The sequence below is a fragment of the Pseudoalteromonas sp. Z1A8 genome (assembly GCF_011378855.1).
Lineage (GTDB): Bacteria > Pseudomonadota > Gammaproteobacteria > Enterobacterales > Alteromonadaceae > Pseudoalteromonas.
This window is the reverse complement of the sequence record NZ_WTLB01000021.1, coordinates 1-17,265: the sequence shown is the minus strand read 5'-3', so window position 1 is coordinate 17,265 and position 17,265 is coordinate 1. Positions and strand designations below refer to the sequence as shown.

At 40.0% G+C, this 17,265-nt stretch carries 15 protein-coding genes; 11 read left to right on the top strand and 4 right to left on the bottom strand.

The annotated features are described in order from the left end of the window. The first annotated feature begins 52 nt into the window (after positions 1-52). From pdsO to GQR55_RS09980, 3 genes are read left to right on the top strand one after another with little or no spacing between them, the layout of a single operon-like run. Positions 53-784, top strand: a complete 732-nt coding sequence (pdsO, locus tag GQR55_RS09990; RefSeq protein ID WP_166420470.1) for a sortase-associated OmpA-like protein PdsO — start codon at positions 53-55, stop codon at positions 782-784. A gap of 36 nt (positions 785-820) precedes the next feature. Beyond that, on the top strand, positions 821-2,851 hold the full coding sequence (locus GQR55_RS09985; protein ID WP_166420469.1) for a marine proteobacterial sortase target protein: 2,031 nt from the start codon (positions 821-823) through the stop codon (positions 2,849-2,851). Continuing rightward, positions 2,848-3,453, top strand: coding sequence for a class GN sortase (locus GQR55_RS09980; RefSeq protein WP_166420468.1), 606 nt, complete (start codon positions 2,848-2,850; stop codon positions 3,451-3,453). Before GQR55_RS09985 ends, GQR55_RS09980 begins: the two co-directional genes overlap by 4 nt. On the opposite strand, the gene GQR55_RS09975 is transcribed toward GQR55_RS09980, so the two are convergent. Next, positions 3,348-4,307, bottom strand: coding sequence for a DMT family transporter (locus GQR55_RS09975; RefSeq protein ID WP_166420517.1), 960 nt, complete (start codon positions 4,305-4,307; stop codon positions 3,348-3,350). The genes GQR55_RS09980 and GQR55_RS09975 overlap by 106 nt on opposite strands. Positions 4,308-4,426: 119 nt before the next feature. Between GQR55_RS09975 and proB the strand changes: the two genes are divergently transcribed. From proB to GQR55_RS09955, 4 genes are all read left to right on the top strand, one after another. Continuing rightward, on the top strand, positions 4,427-5,530 hold the full coding sequence (gene proB / locus GQR55_RS09970; protein WP_166420467.1) for a glutamate 5-kinase: 1,104 nt from the start codon (positions 4,427-4,429) through the stop codon (positions 5,528-5,530). Positions 5,531-5,674: 144 nt separating this feature from the next. Beyond that, positions 5,675-6,034: a glutaredoxin domain-containing protein gene (locus GQR55_RS09965; RefSeq protein WP_166420466.1), complete on the top strand. Its 360-nt coding sequence runs from the start codon at positions 5,675-5,677 to the stop codon at positions 6,032-6,034. A 39-nt stretch (positions 6,035-6,073) separates the two neighbouring features. After that, positions 6,074-7,558 carry a glutamate--tRNA ligase gene (gene gltX / locus GQR55_RS09960; protein WP_166420465.1) on the top strand — a complete coding sequence of 495 codons (1,485 nt, stop codon included), beginning with the start codon at positions 6,074-6,076 and terminating at the stop codon, positions 7,556-7,558. 439 nt (positions 7,559-7,997) lie between these two features. Next, positions 7,998-8,297 (top strand): hypothetical protein, encoded by a 300-nt coding sequence (locus GQR55_RS09955; protein WP_021032137.1) that lies wholly within the window; start codon positions 7,998-8,000, stop codon positions 8,295-8,297. 16 nt (positions 8,298-8,313) lie between these two features. Here GQR55_RS09955 and GQR55_RS09950 read toward each other — a convergent pair whose 3' ends face one another. Both GQR55_RS09950 and GQR55_RS09945 read right to left on the bottom strand, forming a co-directional pair. Next, a complete protein-coding gene (locus tag GQR55_RS09950; RefSeq protein WP_166420464.1) occupies positions 8,314-8,706 on the bottom strand; it encodes a hypothetical protein in 393 nt (130 codons plus the stop codon). Between the two features lie 104 nt (positions 8,707-8,810). Continuing rightward, positions 8,811-9,680, bottom strand: a complete 870-nt coding sequence (locus GQR55_RS09945; RefSeq protein ID WP_166420463.1) for a CPBP family intramembrane glutamic endopeptidase — start codon at positions 9,678-9,680, stop codon at positions 8,811-8,813. A 112-nt stretch (positions 9,681-9,792) separates the two neighbouring features. Here GQR55_RS09945 and GQR55_RS09940 point away from each other — a divergent pair, with 112 nt between their 5' ends. From GQR55_RS09940 to GQR55_RS09930, 3 genes are all read left to right on the top strand, one after another. Beyond that, a complete protein-coding gene (locus tag GQR55_RS09940; protein WP_166420462.1) occupies positions 9,793-10,494 on the top strand; it encodes a DUF3581 domain-containing protein in 702 nt (233 codons plus the stop codon). A 175-nt stretch (positions 10,495-10,669) separates the two neighbouring features. Then, positions 10,670-11,917, top strand: coding sequence for a DEAD/DEAH box helicase (locus GQR55_RS09935; protein ID WP_166420461.1), 1,248 nt, complete (start codon positions 10,670-10,672; stop codon positions 11,915-11,917). Positions 11,918-11,976: 59 nt separating this feature from the next. After that, entirely contained in the window at positions 11,977-12,957 is a 981-nt protein-coding gene (locus GQR55_RS09930) for a sensor domain-containing diguanylate cyclase (RefSeq protein ID WP_166420460.1), read from the top strand. A gap of 80 nt (positions 12,958-13,037) precedes the next feature. Here GQR55_RS09930 and GQR55_RS09925 read toward each other — a convergent pair whose 3' ends face one another. Then, complete coding sequence (locus GQR55_RS09925) at positions 13,038-13,994, bottom strand: methylenetetrahydrofolate reductase (RefSeq protein ID WP_166420459.1); 957 nt, start codon at positions 13,992-13,994, stop codon at positions 13,038-13,040. A gap of 259 nt (positions 13,995-14,253) precedes the next feature. Here GQR55_RS09925 and GQR55_RS09920 point away from each other — a divergent pair, with 259 nt between their 5' ends. Then, positions 14,254-17,136 carry a pitrilysin family protein gene (locus GQR55_RS09920; protein WP_166420458.1) on the top strand — a complete coding sequence of 961 codons (2,883 nt, stop codon included), beginning with the start codon at positions 14,254-14,256 and terminating at the stop codon, positions 17,134-17,136. Positions 17,137-17,265 lie beyond the last annotated feature (129 nt).

Sequence of the window (17,265 nt, the reverse complement as noted above, 5' to 3'; positions counted from 1 at the left end):
AGCCATCAAAACAAAACATCGCAAATTAAAAAGTAAGTTTAAGGATCACATCATGAAGAAGACATTAATCGCGTTAACACTCGTTGCTAGTTTTTGTACTCCAGCAATTGCCTCAACATCTAACACGCCATCAAAAGAAGCCCATAAAGAAACGGCTATTGGTTTAGGTGCAGGCGCTATTATTGGCGGCGTAGTAGGCGGGCCAATTGGTGCGTTTATTGGGGCATTTTCCGGTGGCTTAATAGGCGATTCAAAAGTAGCTGATAACAAAATTTCAGAGCAAGAGCGTGCCATTACGGTAATGAAAGAAAAAACCAACGATTACCAACACGTGCTTAACCACAACAATATGTTAGAGCAACAGTTAGAGGTACTTGCCAATCAAAATGAGCAGTTAACTCAAGTTCAAATTAATAACTTATTGGCGATGACGGTGCAATTTAAAACAGGTTCTAGTGTTATTGCCCCGCATTTTTCACTGCAGTTAGACCAACTTGTTACCTTGTTAAACAACCAACCACAACTCGCACTTGATTTAAGTGGCTTTGCCGATCAGCGCGGCGACGAGCAAGCCAACCTTTTACTTTCTAAAGCGCGTGTAAATGCGGTGCAAAGCTATTTAATAAAACACGGTGTGAGCCACAAACGCTTAAGTACGCAAGCATTTGGTGAACAGCAAGCATTAGCTAACAGCAACACAGTAGAAGATAACTTTTTTGATAGACGCGTAACGCTTACCACTCGCTCAATGAACCCAGCAAATGGCCAAACGGCGAGTAACTAAAACTATTTAAAACAAAGCGTTCGATGGAGTGATTTTATGTTGAGTAAACCAACCAAAATGCTTACTAAAGTAAGCATTTTTATATTCATAGCGATTGTGCTGTTAGTGAGCTTTAAAAGCCATGCGCAATCACCCAAGTTAGAGCTTTTTGATAGCAATGGTGCGCCAGCAGGCCCAGCAATAATATTAAAAAGCGACGCCAATATGACCTTAACTGGCCTAATTAATCATGTTGTAGTTACGCAAACCTATCAAAACGAAAACCCGTTTGCAGTTAACGCGCGCTACGTTTTTCCATTGCCAGATGAAAGCGCCGTGCACGCCATGACGATGCGTATAGGTGAGCGAGTCATTAAAGGCCAAATTGATAAAAAAGTGGAAGCCGAAAAAAAATACGAGGAGGCTAAAAAAGCAGGTAAGCAAGCTGCCCTAGTACGCCAGCAACGCGCCAATATGTTTATTACTAATGTGGCAAATATTGGTCCTGGTGAGCAAGTAGTAATTGAGCTTGAGTATCAAGAAATAATTGACTACAGCAGCGGTACATTTGCTATTAGATTTCCGACTACCATTACACCGCGTTATCACGCGATTAGTGGTGAGGTTGAGGTTAATACTCAACACCAAACGCACGTTACCCCATTGCCAACTGGGTGGTTAAGCCCTGTTTACAGCATTCAAAACATCACTCAAAATAGTACTCAAACTGATAACGTACCAAGTAGTAAATTTAGCTTAAACATTGATATAGATGTAGGCTTAGAACTGGTGGATATCAATTCTAAATTTCATAATGTTGATGTACAAAACACAGCATTTGGGCAATATAAAATAGCGTTAAATGAGACAAATGCAGTTAATCGCGACTTTGTACTTGAGTTTAAACCGCTGCAAAAAGAGCAAGCTCAAGCCGCATTTTTTACTCAGCAGTTTGAAAATGGTGACCGATATGGGCTTGCTATGCTAATGCCACCGGGGGATCACTTTACACAAACTCAGCGATTACCTCGCGAAATGGTATTTGTAGTTGATACATCTGGCTCTATGCACGGGCAATCTATGGAGCAAGCTAAAAAAGCGTTGTTTTATGCGCTGTCATTACTTGATAGCGACGACAGTTTTAACATTATTGGTTTTGATAACATAGTGACTCCAATGAGCGATAAACCACTTATAGCCAGCGACTTTAATTTACGCCGTGCAGAGCGATTTATTTATAGCCTCGAAGCCGATGGCGGCACTGAAATACAAGGTGCCCTTAATGCCGTACTTGATGGCAGCGAGTTTGATGGTTTTGTACGCCAAGTTGTATTTTTAACTGATGGTAGCGTAAGTAATGAAGACGCATTGTTCAAAAATATTCAAAGTAAATTAGGTGATAGCCGCTTATTTACAGTGGGTATTGGCAGCGCACCTAACAGCTTTTTTATGCGCCGAGCGGCAGATATAGGCAAAGGCTCATTTACGTTTATAGGCAGCACAAGTGAGGTGCAACCTAAAATGCAGCAGTTGTTTGATAAACTTGCACATCCTGCGATTACTAATTTGGCGCTAAGCGATGAAAGCGGTAACAGCTTAGATTTTTGGCCATCACCACTACCTGATTTATATTTTGGCGAGCCTATTATGGTCGCTATAAAACTTAATAATGCTAAAAGTGTGGTACTTGCTGGGCAAACAGCACAAGGGCCTTTAAGTATTAAATTAAGTACACAAAATAGCTCAAGCGCTCAAGGTATAGCAAAACTGTGGGCGCGCCAAAAAATCAAGTCATTACTTTTATACAACGAGCAAAATACAGTTAAAGATGAAGTACAGGAGCTTGCACTTACTCATCAATTACTTAGCCCGTTTACTGCTTTTATAGCGATTGAACAAACTCACATAAAAGAAGTGGCAAAGCAAACGGCGCAAGCTACTAATGCAGTACCACAAGGTATGGCAATGCGTTTACCACAAACAGATGGGCAAAGTAGGCTGCACATATTATTAGGCTGTATTTTATTATTGGGATTTGGCGCTCTTAAAATAAATCGAGGGCTTAAATTAAGCAGGGCACGTAAATGAAAAAGTGGCTAAGCGCGGGCTTACTAATCGCTGGGCTTGGATTATTTGGTCACGGTGCATATATGCAGGCAAAAGCGTGGCTTGCTCAAGTATTAATTGAACAAGCATGGCAAGAGGCGCTTAAATCACCCAGCACTAAAGTAAAACCGTGGTATTACGGCGACAGCTACGTGACTGCAAAGCTTGATTGGCCAAGCCATAATAAAACATTAAGTGTATTGGCTGGAGCGAGTGGTCGTAATTTAGCGTTTGCGCCAAGCCAATTTTTACCTGCAGGAGAGCTTGGCGGAAAAGAGTTTGGAAACGAAAAAGGCGCGCTAATAGCAGGGCATAACGACACCCACTTTGCATTTTTACAAAACGCAAAAGTGGGAGAGGCGTTTACTTTACAACTGCAAAGTGGGGTGATTCAAAATTATAAGGTAACGGGGATTGAGGTTATTCATCAATCCCAAAACTCATTTTTACAAACACCTGGGCTGTATTTGCTTACCTGTTACCCTTTTGATTCGCTTGCCTCGGGTATTGATTTAAGATTGCTTGTATCTGCGCAAATGTCTTCGCCTGATTCACTAAGCGGTATATCAACCACAAGTTCTTGATGGCGCTGGCTTACCATTACACCAATAAATACCACAAATATGCTCAGCCATTGCCAAACGTTGAGCACTTCGCCCAAAATAATAGCTGACAAAATAAGTGTAAAAATAGGAATTAAATTAGAGTACGCTGCAGCGGTTAATACCGATACTTTGCTAATAGCGTAGTTGTACATGCCGTAGCCGCCAAGGGTTACACACGAACCTAAATACAAAATGCTCATGAGCGCAGTTAAGTCGTGTTGGTTTTCGCTTGGTAGGTCGATAAAAAATAAAAATGGCGCAAAAAACAAGCTGCCGCTAATACCTTGCAACGCAATTAAAGTCAGGGGCGAGTAGCGATTAGCTAAATGTTTAATACTTACGGTATAAAATGCAGCGCACACCATAGCCATAAGCTCTAAAAAGTTACCCAACAACGGATTAGGTGCCTGCTCAGAACTTGGTGAAAGAAGCGTAAGTAAAATACTGCCGCCAATACACAGCGTAAAACCAACAACAATGGCTTTGCTTATGTATTCTTTAAGTAATAAAAAGGCAAGTAGCGCAATAATTATAGGCAAGCACGACACAATAACACCGGCCTGCGAAGCTGATGTGTATTCCATTGCATGGCCTTCAAATAAAAAGTACAAGCAAGGCTCAGCAAGCGACATACCCACTAAATACTTCCAGTCACCTTTTAAATACTCAAACCGAATAACATAGCGCCATAAACAAAGCGATAAAACTAACGTGGTGAGCATGCGTAAAAATATTACCAATGCAGGGTCGTAAATAGCAATGGCGTATTTGAGCGCTATAAAAGAGCTGCCCCATAAAAAGGTGGCAATAATTAAGCATAAACTGGCAGGCATAGAGAGTAATTTACATAATTTAATAAAATCAGATCCTAGCATGAAAATTTTTAACTTGTTCAAAAATACCGAGCTGGTATAAATTAATTCATCTTTAATTAATCAGTAGTAAAAAGCATATGCAAAGGGAACAGGTAATAGTTGTAAAGCTTGGTACAAGCGTTCTTACTGGTGGCACCGATAAGCTAGACAAAGCACATATGGTTGAATTAGTACGCCAATGCTGCGAGCTTAAAAAGCAGGGGCATCAGGTTATTTTAGTATCGAGCGGCGCGGTAGCTGCTGGGCGCGAACAACTATTAAAACCCTGTGGCAGAAGCTTAATTGATAAACAAATGCTTGCTGCAATTGGACAAGGTCAACTTATTCATATTTGGCAGAGCTTGTTTGCTTTATATGGGGTAAATGTAGGGCAAATGCTGCTTACTCGCGCTGATGTAGACGACAGAGAGCGCTACCTTAATGCCCGCGATACACTCAATGCGTTATTAAATTACGACGTTGTGCCCATCATTAACGAAAATGACGCAGTCGCTACCAGCGAAATAAAAGTAGGCGACAACGATAACTTGTCGGCACTTGTCGCTATTTTGGCTAATGCTAATAAGTTACTGTTGCTAACCGATCAAGAAGGGTTATTTACCAGCGATCCGCGCACCAATGCCAATGCAACCCTTATTGGCGAAGTTACACATATAAACGATGAGCTGCGCCAACTTGCTGGTGGCAGTGGTACAAGTTTAGGCACCGGCGGCATGGCAACTAAATTACAAGCCGCCGACATTGCAAGGCGCGCAGGTGTTGAAGTTATTATTGCTAAAGGCGCAGGTAAAAACGTTATTTTAAAATGTATGAGTGACGAGTTACCAGGCACACGCTTTTTAAAACTCACCGCCCCAAAAGATGGGCGTAAAAAATGGTTACTAGCTGGGCCTAAAAGTACCGGCCAAATTGTTATAGATGCAGGTGCTATTGGCGCCCTTCAAAATAAAGGCGCTAGCTTACTCGCTAAAGGCGTTACTAATGCATTTGGACGTTTTGAACGCGGTGATTTAATTGATTTAATAGATAATAAAAATCAAGTGATTGCACGGGGCTTAACGCGCTTTAGCAGTACCGAGGTGAATAAAATAAAGGGTGCGCATTCTAGTCAAATAGGTAAGTTACTTGATTACGATAGCGGCGCAGAAGTATTGCACCGAGACGACTTAGTATTACTTTGATAATTATCATTTATATAGGCTTACTCTGAAGTCTGATTGAACTGTAATTAACGAACTGACTATTGATAATAGTATTGAGCTTTTTTGATTGTAAATTTGTGCTAAAATCTGGCTCCTTAAATTGTTGTAAATAGAGTGCTAAGCATGAAATTAGTTCGTTGGTTACTAGGTTCTATAATTTTATTTTTTAATTTTGTATTTACTCCTCGCAGTAAAAAGCGTGCAAGCGATGTGCAAGCGCAGCTTGATCAGCAAACCTCACAATTTAAACTGTATCAATTTAAAGCATGCCCGTTTTGTGTAAAAGTACGTCGCGCTATTAAGCGCGAAGGCTTAAACATAGAAACGCGTGATGCAAAAGACAATGAGCAATATCGTCAAGAGCTACTAGAGCAAGGTGGCAAAGTTAAAGTGCCTTGCCTGCGCATAGAGCAAAACGGCCAAGTAGAATGGCTGTACGAATCAAACGATATTATTGCTTACTTAAACAAAGTAGCTGCATAAACCACTTTTATTATCTCACTTATCTAAAGAGACATTATCATGACAATCCGTACTCGTGTTGCCCCGTCGCCAACAGGTGACCCGCATCTTGGCACTGCTTACATCGCCTTATTTAATTACTGTTTTGCTAAACAACAAGGTGGTGAATTTGTACTTCGTATAGAAGATACAGACCAAGTACGTAGCACACCAGAGTCAGAACTTGCGATTATGGATAGCCTACGCTGGTTAGGGCTTGAGTGGGATCATGGTCCTGATGTGGGTGGCGAGTTTGGTCCTTACCGTCAATCTGAGCGTAGCGATTTATATAAAAAATACGCGCATCAGTTAGTTGACGATGGTAAAGCGTTTTACTGCTTTGCAACAAGCGAAGAGCTTGATCAAATGCGTGAAGAGCAAATGGCAGAAGGCCTACGCCCTAAATATGATGGTCGTGGTTTAAAGCATACCGATGAAGAAATTAAAGCTAACTTAGCTGAAGGCAAACCTTACGTTATACGTATGAAAATCCCAAGCGAAGGCACATTTAAGTTTAACGACTACCTACGTGATGAAATTGAGATCCCGTGGGAAAACGTAGACATGCAAGTGCTTTTAAAAGCAGATGGTTTCCCGACGTACTTTTTAGCGAACGTAGTTGATGACCACCATATGGAAATTAGCCATATTTTCCGTGGCGAAGAGTGGATTAACTCAGCGCCTAAGCTATTAAAGCTTTATGAAGATTTTGGTTGGGAAGCGCCAGTACTTGGTCACTTACCATTATTGCGTAACCCAGATAAATCAAAGCTGTCTAAGCGTAAAAACCCAACGTCTATTAATTACTATAAAGAAATGGGTTACCTGCCAGAAGCCGTGCTTAACTATTTAGGCCGTATGGGTTGGTCAATGCCTGATGAGCGTGAAAAGTTCACACTTAATGAGATGATTGAAAACTTCGACATGAAGCGTGTATCGCTTGGTGGCCCAGTATTCGACGTTGATAAATTAAGCTGGTTAAACGGCATGTGGATCCGTGAAAACCTAACCGACGAGCAGTTAATTCAGCGCTTTGTTGATTGGAAGTTTAATGGCGAAATGCTCGCTAAAATATTACCCGAAGTTAAAACACGTATTAATACGCTGTCGGATATGGTTGAGCTTGCAGGGCACTTTGTAGGGGGTATTCCAACTTACGATCCTGCGCTATTAACAGCCGGCAAAGCAGACGAAAACGTGATTCGCCAAGCGCTACAATTTTTTGTATGGCAGCTTGAAGGTTTACGTAGCTTTGAAAAGCCCGCTATTTTTGCAATTGCAAAAGAAGTGGCTACATTCCACGAGCTAAAAATTAAAGACTTTTTAGAGCCAATATTTGTCGCCATTACAGGCAAAACATCAAGTACGTCAGTGCTTGATGCAATGGAAATATTAGGGTCTGACTTATCACGTGCTCGTTTACGTGTAGCACTTGCCCATTTAGGTATTTCTAAAAAGCAGGCTAAAAATATAGAGCGTGCGTACCGCGAATACCCAAGTGCATAATTGCTAAACAATGTACTTTTAAAAGCCGAGCTTTATTAAGCTCGGCTTTTTTGTTTCAGATAGTTTTATATAAGGGTCTGTTGTTCTTTCAAGGTTAAATTTACAGCAGTCTGTTTGGTATTTAGGCAAGGCAGAGCCTATGCAGTGTGGTTATTCCCCATAAATGGGCGATAACGTAGCATTAATGCCAAACAGGCGCTGCCCAAAGGGTTCTTCCTAGGGGCTACTTACTCTTTGTTGCTCGGTTTTTACTTAGCCCACTAGGTTACAAATCTCGCGCCGCGATTAAATAGCCCCTAGTTTGAATGAATTTTAATCCGCAAAGAACAACAGACCCTAGTCTGATTGGCTATATATCATGGCGTTTTAGTCTCGTTTAAAAACGAAGTAAGACCCAGCCCAATGATACAATAAGACACATAAACAATATGGAGGCAGTATGATTGCAACCGTTAAAAACAAAGCTATTTTTAGCAGTAATACATTTTCGATAAACCTTGTTACTTACCCAACTAATCACAGCGTAATGAATCATATTGACCCTGTGCAGCAAGGGCGCTATTACAAGCTCAACTTTGTATTAGAAAAACCTAAAGCGGGTGGGGTATTTAAATGCTCAAAATGCATTATAAATTTATTTAATCGCGTGTATTTGTTTAGACCCGATAAGTACGAACACAGCGTATCTAAAATCGAGTCTGGAAAGCGTGTACTACTGAGCTTTGCGCTTAATATATAATTTGCACTTTTACTTATTAATAGTCGTAGGCCTGTCCGGTGCATAAAACAGATAGGTCGCAATACGATACAGACGTTTCACTACAAGAGTTAATAGTAAAAGCATTCCCGCCTCTGCGCATGGCATCAGCTTTAAGTAAATCAATCGCATTTGATTTAGAGCGATTGTAGCTTACATTGTTGTTACCTCTACCATCGCCATCGCAGCTTTCACCTTCTATTCGCCCTAAGAGTGTTGCGCCACTTTCGTGTGCTTCTTGGTCGCTATAAAATTGCTGCAAATCTCTTTTATTAACGTAGGTGCCAATTTCTTGAGATAAAACGTCGTTGTCTATATCTGTATGATAAGTCATTCCTGAACAACCAGTTATTGTGGCGAGCACTGTTATTGCCATTATAAAACGTAGCATATTTATTAGTCCCTTAATTTATTATTTGAAATAGTAAATTACTAACAAAATCAAATGCAGGCAATGTTTGCTAACGGGTAAATTGTTAGCATTTGTAAATGTATTTAGATTTTATTGAGCATAGGGTAAGTAAACAAAAAGAAGTGGCAAATATTAACTAACCAATGGCATAAAATAGCCCACTCTAAGCGCTGCGTTTTATAAAAAACATAGCCATATCCTAGGCCTGCAATAAATGAAACCAATACATAGTTAATTCCTCCAGCAAAATGTGCCAAAGCAAAAAGACCTGCAGTAATTACAGGAGCAAGTATTGCTAAGCGAGTTGATGTAATAATTTGGCTAAGCTTGGTTTGTAATAAACCTCTAAATAAAGCCTCCTCAGCTACACAGGTAAATAAAAGATTAATAGCAATAAAGGTTAACCAAAAGTCAGGAACTTTAGGATTAAAGCTCACAAGCCCAAGCATTAAAGCCGCAGTGAGCGCAGCTAAAACAGTAGCAATAATTATTAAACTGGGTTGTTTAACGTTTAATGGGCCCACTTTATTAGAGTCTGCTTTTAAAGTTTTTTTATTCGAATAAAAGTAAGCACAAAGAAATAAACCCGCCATAGCTTTATCAAAATTAGCATAAAGGGTAAAAGCAATCGCATCGCTTGTAATACGCTCGTTTATAACAATGGGGAGGTTATTAAAACCAGGTACCCAATGAAGTGCCAATGCTAATGAGGAAACTATAAACACAGTACTTAAAGTAGCGCGTATTATTGCCTGCTTTGTATTTAGCACACAGTAGTATAAAACAACGTAAAGCCCAGTGAACAGCAGAGCATATAAATTTATATAACCTTGAAAATATGCACTCACAACACCTAAAGCTAGTAAGTAGTGCCAAAGGGGTTGTCGCATTATTGATATTTTGCAATACGGAAAAACACATATAATTGATAGCGCTAATAAATAAAAGGTCATTGTTTTTTATTGCTCTGTTTTATTTAGCAACTAATCTAACAGATTCGACCTCTCAGTATTTTTTTTCTGGTAATATAGATAGGTTATAAGCAGTTTAAGCAGTGAACAAACTATGTTAAGTCCTTTTTTTCAGCAGCATGCTGATTATGTTTCTATCTCTCGTGAGCAGGGTTGTCGATTCGCTAAATGCGTTGCTGACGATTTTAATCCACTTCATGACAAAGATGCCAAAAAGTTTTGCGCGCCAGGAGACTTACTTTTTTCATTGGTACTAGACCGCTACGGTATTAGTGAACAAATGGAATTTACTTTTGCCGGTATGGTTGATGAAAACACCAAACTTAACTTCCCTGAAGGGGCTGATGAGTTTGATGTAACCAATGGCGAAAAAGTTATTTTAAAGGTAAAGCGCAGCGGTAAAACCAGCCAATGCCCAGCACTAACTAATAGTCTTATAAAAAATTATGTTGAGTTTTCTGGTACTACTTTTCCGCATGTAATTATTCCATTAATGGGCAAGCAAGAGGTAATGATAAACCCTGCTCGCCCAATGATTATTTACGAATCAATGCTTATCAACCTTGATAATCTTGATATTACAGCACCAGAACTTGAGTTTGCAGAGCCTAGTTTTGAGTACGCCGGTAAGCGTGGAAAAATCACACTACGTTTTAACCTGTTAGAAAACGGCGTTAAAGTGGGTAGTGGTGAAAAGCACATGGTGGTTTCGGGTATTCGTGAATACTGCCAAGCAACAGTTGACGATTTAATCGCGTTTTACAACGAACGTAAAGCGACGTTAAAACCCGCTTAAAGCTATATAAAATTATAAAAAGGCGCTAAATACGTTGTTATTTAGCGCCTTTTTTATTGGTTTTAAGAGTACAGCTAGATTAGCCGAGGGATTGGATACTTTTCTGGATTGGTTAATTTACGCAGTACAATAATATGCGTACAATAGCGCTCTTTGTTATTTTAAAGCTAAGCCTATGTCTGCCACTACGTTCTCATCACTTAATCTCGACCCGTTATTATTAACAGCGATTGAGCAAAATAATTACACTACGCCTACCGCAATTCAGATTAAAACTATTCCGCCTATTTTAGCCGGAAGTGATGTAATGGGCAGCGCGCAAACAGGTACGGGTAAAACTGCTGCGTTTGTTTTACCGCTTTTACATAAGCTTTTAAATACCCCTAAAAAAGATGAGCAAGGCCTTGCCCGCGTTGTGATTTTAACGCCAACACGAGAGCTTGCTCAGCAAGTATTTGCTAGCTTTGAAAAGTACGCAAAAGGCACTAATATCAATGGCGCTTTAGCTTATGGTGGAGCAAGTATAGGCCCACAAATAAAAGCGCTTAAAACAGCCCAAGTGATAGTGGCAACACCAGGTCGTTTGCTCGATCATATTGTAAAAGGCAGTGTGGTACTTTCAAGTGTTGATTCGCTTGTATTTGACGAAGCTGACCGAATGCTTGATATGGGCTTTATTGATGAAATTAAACGTATATTGCGCCATATTCCAGGCGATCGCCAAACTTTACTATTTTCAGCGACATTTGATGACAGCGTATTTGAGCTAAGTAAAAAGCTACTTAAAAATCCAGAGCTAATTGAAGTTGATAAACGAAACTCAGCCGCAGTTGAAGTAGAGCAAGTTATTTACTCGGTAGACGAGGATCGTAAACGCGAACTTGTATCGCACATGATTGGCATGAAAAACTGGCGCCAAGTGCTTATTTTTACTCGCACAAAACAAATGGCCGACCAACTCGCTAAAGAAATGTGTAAAGACGGTTTAAAAACCGAATCAATCCATGGCGACAAATCGCAAGGCGCGCGCGACCGCGCACTACAAAACTTCAAAGAAGGTATTACCCGCGTACTTGTTGCAACCGATGTAGCTGCGCGTGGTTTAGATATTTCTACACTTAGATACGTAATTAACTTTGAACTACCGTACATTGCCGAGGATTACGTGCACCGTATTGGCCGTACAGGTCGTGCTGGCGAACAAGGACTTGCTATGTCGCTGGTAAGTATTGATGAGCAATGGCTGCTAGAAGAAATTGAAGTACTACTCGATACGCGTTTAACGCCGCAGTGGTTAGCAGGTTACGAGCCCGATCCTAATAAAAAGCCAAAAGATAATCGTAAAAACACCAATAAGTCGCGAAAAGATCGCGATAAAAAACGCATCACTGGCAAAAGAGAGCCAAGTAGGCGTCGTAAATAATAGCTTTTACTTTACTTTTTTGCCTATACTGGAGCTACTAAAAAGCCGAGGTAAAGTTAATGTTTGAAACTGATAAATGGGCATTCTCTGGTATTGATGGCCAAATATCTTTGCATAAATGGCAAAAAACAATCGACCTTATAACGGGGCTTTTTTCAGCCCCGTCGGGTTATATAGTTCAGGCAACAAGCAAAGGCTATCGCGTTGTTATTAGAAGTAACGAAGGCGGCTCTAGCTTTGAGACCAATCCTATCCTTCCCCCTCAAACACCTCTTTTTTGTCGGTACGTTGCTGAAACTAAAAATATTTTATATGTTAATGATGCAAGCAATAACGATGCATGGAACACCCTACCAGAAGTCGTTGAAGACGGTGTTGAATCTTACTTAGGTTTGCCAATTCATTGGCCTGAAGGCGAGGTGTTTGGCACGCTGTGCTTAAAAGACACCAAAATAACAAGTTACACCGATGAATACTTTGAACTCATAGAGCAACTACGCGATTTGATTGAAGACGACTTAGCGCTTGTTTACAGTTATGAGCAAATGCGTGAAATAGCCATGTTAGATTCACTCACTGATATTTATAACCGCCGAGCACTTAACTTATTAGCCCAACAAAAACTTAATTTAGCACTGCGTTTAGGTTTTGATGTGTGCTGTTTGTTTATTGATATAAACGACTTTAAAAAATTAAACGACACTTGCGGACATGAAGTGGGCGACAAAGCCTTAATTATATTGGCAGATACACTAAAAACGCATTTAAGAGATGCTGATATAGTAGGGCGTTTAGGTGGCGATGAGTTTGTTGCAGTAATGCAAGTAAGCGATAAAAGTAAGATTAACTACATCATGGATAAAATATCTTCTGAGTACTCAAAAGCCTTACTCAAAGAAGAGGTTTGCGATTTATCGCTTAGTATTGGTTATAGTTTTACTAATAAACAAAAGCAGCCCTTTGAAGCGCTATTAAATGATGCAGACCACGCAATGTATAAAAATAAACAAGCGTATAAGCTCGCTAAAAAAGCACAATAATAAAAGCATTTCACTTAATCTTTGCCCATAAAAAAGCAAGCCATTAGGCTTGCCAAGAAGGGTGTGAATTTGTTTAAGCCCTAAGCTATTAGCTTCTCAGCTAGATTTAATTCCATTGTCGCTTTTAATAAACGGTATAAGTTAATTGACGCGTCAATTTCTTCTTTACGGTTTGTTAAGCTTTCAATATTTAATCCCAGCGGCACATCTAAATGCGCACAGCTTTTAAGTATTAAGTCGAGGTTTTCGCGGCAAATACGCACTGATTCGCTTAATGTATTGTCTGCATCAAGCATGCGCCATTTAGTAGCTTCTGGCACTGAAATACCCAACCACTTCATAAAGTCTAAGGTTTTTTCGCCGCCGCACGGGGTAAACGTTAATATAATACGTTGTGGTGTAATACCTTGTGCTTTACATGTACGCGCGTAACTAGTGATTAACTCTATAGTCGCTTGTGCGTCGTAAACAGCTTGCGATATAAAAAACTGACAACCTTGTGCTGTTTTTTCTATTAATCGTTCGTGCTCATTTCGTTTGCTTGAATGGCGCTCAGCAATAGTAACGCCACCTAAAAAGAAATCATCTGAGTGCTCAGCCAATGCTTTATATGCATCTGGCAGGCTTAACTTGATATCGCCTACCGATGACGGGCTACCTACTAAAACTACATTTTGTAAATCGTAGTCGTTTTTAGTTTCACTTAACCAATCTTTAAATTCACCCACGCCACGCTGCGCCACACTTTTATAAGTAATTACATCTTGTGCAGATAAATTACGAATTAAATGGCTGTATTCACGCGGATCAACGGTTTGTTTAAACGCAAATGGACGATCTTGATTTGTACGGCTGCTTTCGTCTTGAATGTCGTAAATTATTACGCCATCGTATTCAATTTCGTGTAAGCGACCCAGTAGCTTTTCTGCAATGGTTTTTAATTGCGCTTTATCGGTGCCAATTTTAGGCGGCGTAGTACCAATAAGATAAACACCTTGTTTAGTGTCCTCTATTTTCTCTTTTAATGATAAAGCCATAATCCTCATTCCAGCCAAGTGCGTGTTGATGGATTTAATATAGCAGCCATTTAGACGTCTAGATAGATTTATTTAATGAAAGTTTTTCAACTAACATGATGTTTATTCATAGTGCATGTTCCCATTACTTATAATTGACACAGTTGTTTACATAATAAATTCCCTTGGGACTCTTATATTTATTGGCTTTGGGGCATAATCGAGGGTGAGTTAGTGTTAAATCTAACAATAAATTTGCTCAATTTAAAAAGGGACAACAATGAAATTTAAATTATTAGCAACCAGCTTAGCGGTATCGCTGGCGTTAACCGGTTGCGCAATGCAGCAAAACCAAAGCACGCAAACAACAGCACAACAAGAACAAGTAAATAAAGCTGATGATCGTGTTTTTTCACAAGATTACTTAATTGAAGAACTAGAAAACGGCTTACGCGTAATGGTTGTTAAAACCGATTACCCCGATGTCGTGTCGCTGCAAATTCCGGTATCGGTTGGATCGCGTAACGAAGTTGAAGAGGGCAAAACAGGTTTTGCTCACTTTTTTGAACACATGATGTTTAAAGGCTCACAAAAATACCCTGAAGATGTGTATTCAGACATATTAAAAAATTCAGGGGTTGATAACCGCGCGTATACAACAAACGATTACACCAACTACCATTTAAACTTTTCAAAGCAGCATCTTGATAAAGTACTTGAGCTTGAAGCTGATATTTTTCAAAACTTAACCTACACCGAAGAGCAATTTAGAACCGAAGCACAAACGGTAAAAGGTGAGTACTTAAAAAACAACGCGAGCCCAGTTCGTAAATTATTAAGCGCTGTACGCGAAGAAGCGTTTGATAAGCACACGTATAAACACACCACTATGGGCTTTTTTAAAGACATAGAAGCGATGCCCGATCAAATGGCGTACGGTAAAGAGTTTTTTGCTAAATTTTATAAGCCTGAGTATGTATCGATTGTAATTGTGGGCGATGTAGAGCCAGAAGAAACAATGGCTATGGTTAAAAAGCATTGGGGCAGCTGGAAAAAAGGTAACTACGTTGCTGACATTAAAGCAGAGCCTGTGCAACAAGCACCAAAATATTTGCACCAGCAAGATGAAGCGCTACCAGGGCATTGGTTGCTTGTATCGTACAAAGGCGCTGCGTGGGAGCCTGCTAAAAAAGACAGGGCAGCACTTGATTTAATCTCACAGCTTTATTTTTCAAATAATTCAGATTTATATCAAGAGCTAGTGGTCGACAAACAAATTGCCAGCCAAATGTTTACCTATAACCCAGAGACTAAAGATCCGGGTTTATTACACGTATTTGTTAAAGTAGAAAACGCAGACGATTTAGCCACTGCGCGCGATGCCATTAACCGCACTTATGCAAAAGCACGCACAGAGCTTGTTGATGAGCAAAAGCTGAGTGATTTAAAATCAAACCTTAAATACAGCTTTATTAATGGCCTTGATTCGTCGCAAGCGATTGCATCAACCCTTGCAAGCTACATGCATTTTGAGCGCGATCCTGAGGTTATAAACCAGCTTTATAAATCGGCTGATAACATTACCAGCGCAGATATTAAAGCCGTTGCTAATAAATACTTTACCGATAACGCACGTACCACATTAACGATGTCGGCACTTGATAAAGCCCCAGGGTTTGAGCAAGAAGTTGATTTAAATGCGCTTACTGCAAAGCTTGAACAAGCACCAGCGGCACCTGTGTTTAAAGTACTTGATAAAACGAATAGCTCGCCATTAATTGATGTTAACTTTTTATTCAATACCGGTGCGGCTGCCGACCCTCAAGGTAAAAAAGGCGTTGCTGCACTCACTGCGGCTATGCTTGCACAAGGTGGTTCGCAGGCGACAAGCTATAAAGATATTCAAAAAGCACTTTATCCGCTTGCGGGTAGTTTTGGTTATCAAATAGATAAAGAAATGCTGTCGTTCCAAGGGCGTATTCATAAAGATAACGCGGCGCAGTGGTATGCACTTGTGAGCGATCAATTACTAAACCCAGGCTTTAGAGATGATGACTTTAAACGCCTTAAAAAAGAAATGATCGACGGTATTAAGTCTGGCTTAAAAGCATCTAATGATGAAGAGCTAGGTAAAGAAGTGCTATACAGCGCGCTTTACAAAAATCACCCTTACGAAAGCTACAACTACGGTGATATTTCTGATTTAGAAGCGTTGACGCTGGATGATGTTAAAGCATTTTATAACAGCGAGCTTACGCAATCTAAACTCACGGTTGGCTTAATTGGGGCTGTGCCTGTAAAACTTAAAGCTAAAATGATGAGCGATTTTGCAACGCTACCAAAAGGTGAGCAAAGCCGCTTAAGTATTCCTGATGCGCCAGTGCTTAAAGGTCATCATGCAACTATCGTAGAAAAATCGGCGCAATCGACTGCGGTATCGTTTGGTTTTCCTATTGATACAATAAGAAGCAGCGAAGACTGGACAGCCCTTTGGCTTGTGCGTTCGTACTTTGGTGAGCACCGTAGTTCTAACAGCTTTTTGTATGAGCGTATTCGTGAAACTCGCGGCATGAACTATGGCGATTACGCATACATTGAGTATTTTCCACGTGGTATGTTTCAAACCAAGCCTGATGCAAACCTAGGGCGCTCTGAGCAAATTTTTCAGGTGTGGTTACGCCCACTTCGCTCTAATAACGATGCGCACTTTGCAACACGTACAGCCTTATTTGAGCTAGATAAGCTAATTAAAAATGGTATGAGCGAAGATGACTTTGAAGCAACGCGTAACTTTTTAATTAACTTTGTGCCGCAAATGGTTGCAAGTCAAAATCGCCAATTAGGTTACGCACTTGATAGCGAATTTTACAACACAGATAGCTTTGTAAGTTACGTCACTAACAAACTTAAAACGCTAACGCTTGCTGATGTTAATCGCGTTATTAAAGAAAACCTACAAACAGAGAACGTTCGATATGTGTTTATAACCGCAGACGGCGCTGATATGCAAAAACGTTTAGCATCGCAGCAAACATCGCCAATGGTTTACAACACCGATAAACCAGCTGAGCTAGTTGCTGAGGATAAAGTAATTGCTGATTATAAATTAGCAATTCCTGCAAAAAATATTGAAGTAATGAAAGTCGATAAAGTATTTCAATGAAGGTTTAAATAGTTATATAAGATAATTAAAATGCCCCATATATTGGTAACACCATTCAGTTAAGCATGTTTTGACTTAATGGTGTACCGAGTTTTTGAAATTCGAACGGTCCTACTTTTGGGCCGTTTT

Excerpts from the sequence above, each read along its gene's own strand:
- pdsO (WP_166420470.1), top strand. The coding sequence starts at position 53 with ATGAAGAAGACATTAATCGCGTTAACACTCGTTGCTAGTTTTTGTACT.
- GQR55_RS09985 (WP_166420469.1), top strand. The coding sequence starts at position 821 with ATGTTGAGTAAACCAACCAAAATGCTTACTAAAGTAAGCATTTTTATA.
- GQR55_RS09980 (WP_166420468.1), top strand. The coding sequence starts at position 2,848 with ATGAAAAAGTGGCTAAGCGCGGGCTTACTAATCGCTGGGCTTGGATTA.
- GQR55_RS09975 (WP_166420517.1), bottom strand. The coding sequence starts at position 4,307 with ATGCCTGCCAGTTTATGCTTAATTATTGCCACCTTTTTATGGGGCAGC.
- proB (WP_166420467.1), top strand. The coding sequence starts at position 4,427 with ATGCAAAGGGAACAGGTAATAGTTGTAAAGCTTGGTACAAGCGTTCTT.
- GQR55_RS09965 (WP_166420466.1), top strand. The coding sequence starts at position 5,675 with ATGAAATTAGTTCGTTGGTTACTAGGTTCTATAATTTTATTTTTTAAT.
- gltX (WP_166420465.1), top strand. The coding sequence starts at position 6,074 with ATGACAATCCGTACTCGTGTTGCCCCGTCGCCAACAGGTGACCCGCAT.
- GQR55_RS09955 (WP_021032137.1), top strand. The coding sequence starts at position 7,998 with ATGATTGCAACCGTTAAAAACAAAGCTATTTTTAGCAGTAATACATTT.
- GQR55_RS09950 (WP_166420464.1), bottom strand. The coding sequence starts at position 8,706 with ATGCTACGTTTTATAATGGCAATAACAGTGCTCGCCACAATAACTGGT.
- GQR55_RS09945 (WP_166420463.1), bottom strand. The coding sequence starts at position 9,680 with ATGACCTTTTATTTATTAGCGCTATCAATTATATGTGTTTTTCCGTAT.
- GQR55_RS09940 (WP_166420462.1), top strand. The coding sequence starts at position 9,793 with ATGTTAAGTCCTTTTTTTCAGCAGCATGCTGATTATGTTTCTATCTCT.
- GQR55_RS09935 (WP_166420461.1), top strand. The coding sequence starts at position 10,670 with ATGTCTGCCACTACGTTCTCATCACTTAATCTCGACCCGTTATTATTA.
- GQR55_RS09930 (WP_166420460.1), top strand. The coding sequence starts at position 11,977 with ATGTTTGAAACTGATAAATGGGCATTCTCTGGTATTGATGGCCAAATA.
- GQR55_RS09925 (WP_166420459.1), bottom strand. The coding sequence starts at position 13,994 with ATGGCTTTATCATTAAAAGAGAAAATAGAGGACACTAAACAAGGTGTT.
- GQR55_RS09920 (WP_166420458.1), top strand. The coding sequence starts at position 14,254 with ATGAAATTTAAATTATTAGCAACCAGCTTAGCGGTATCGCTGGCGTTA.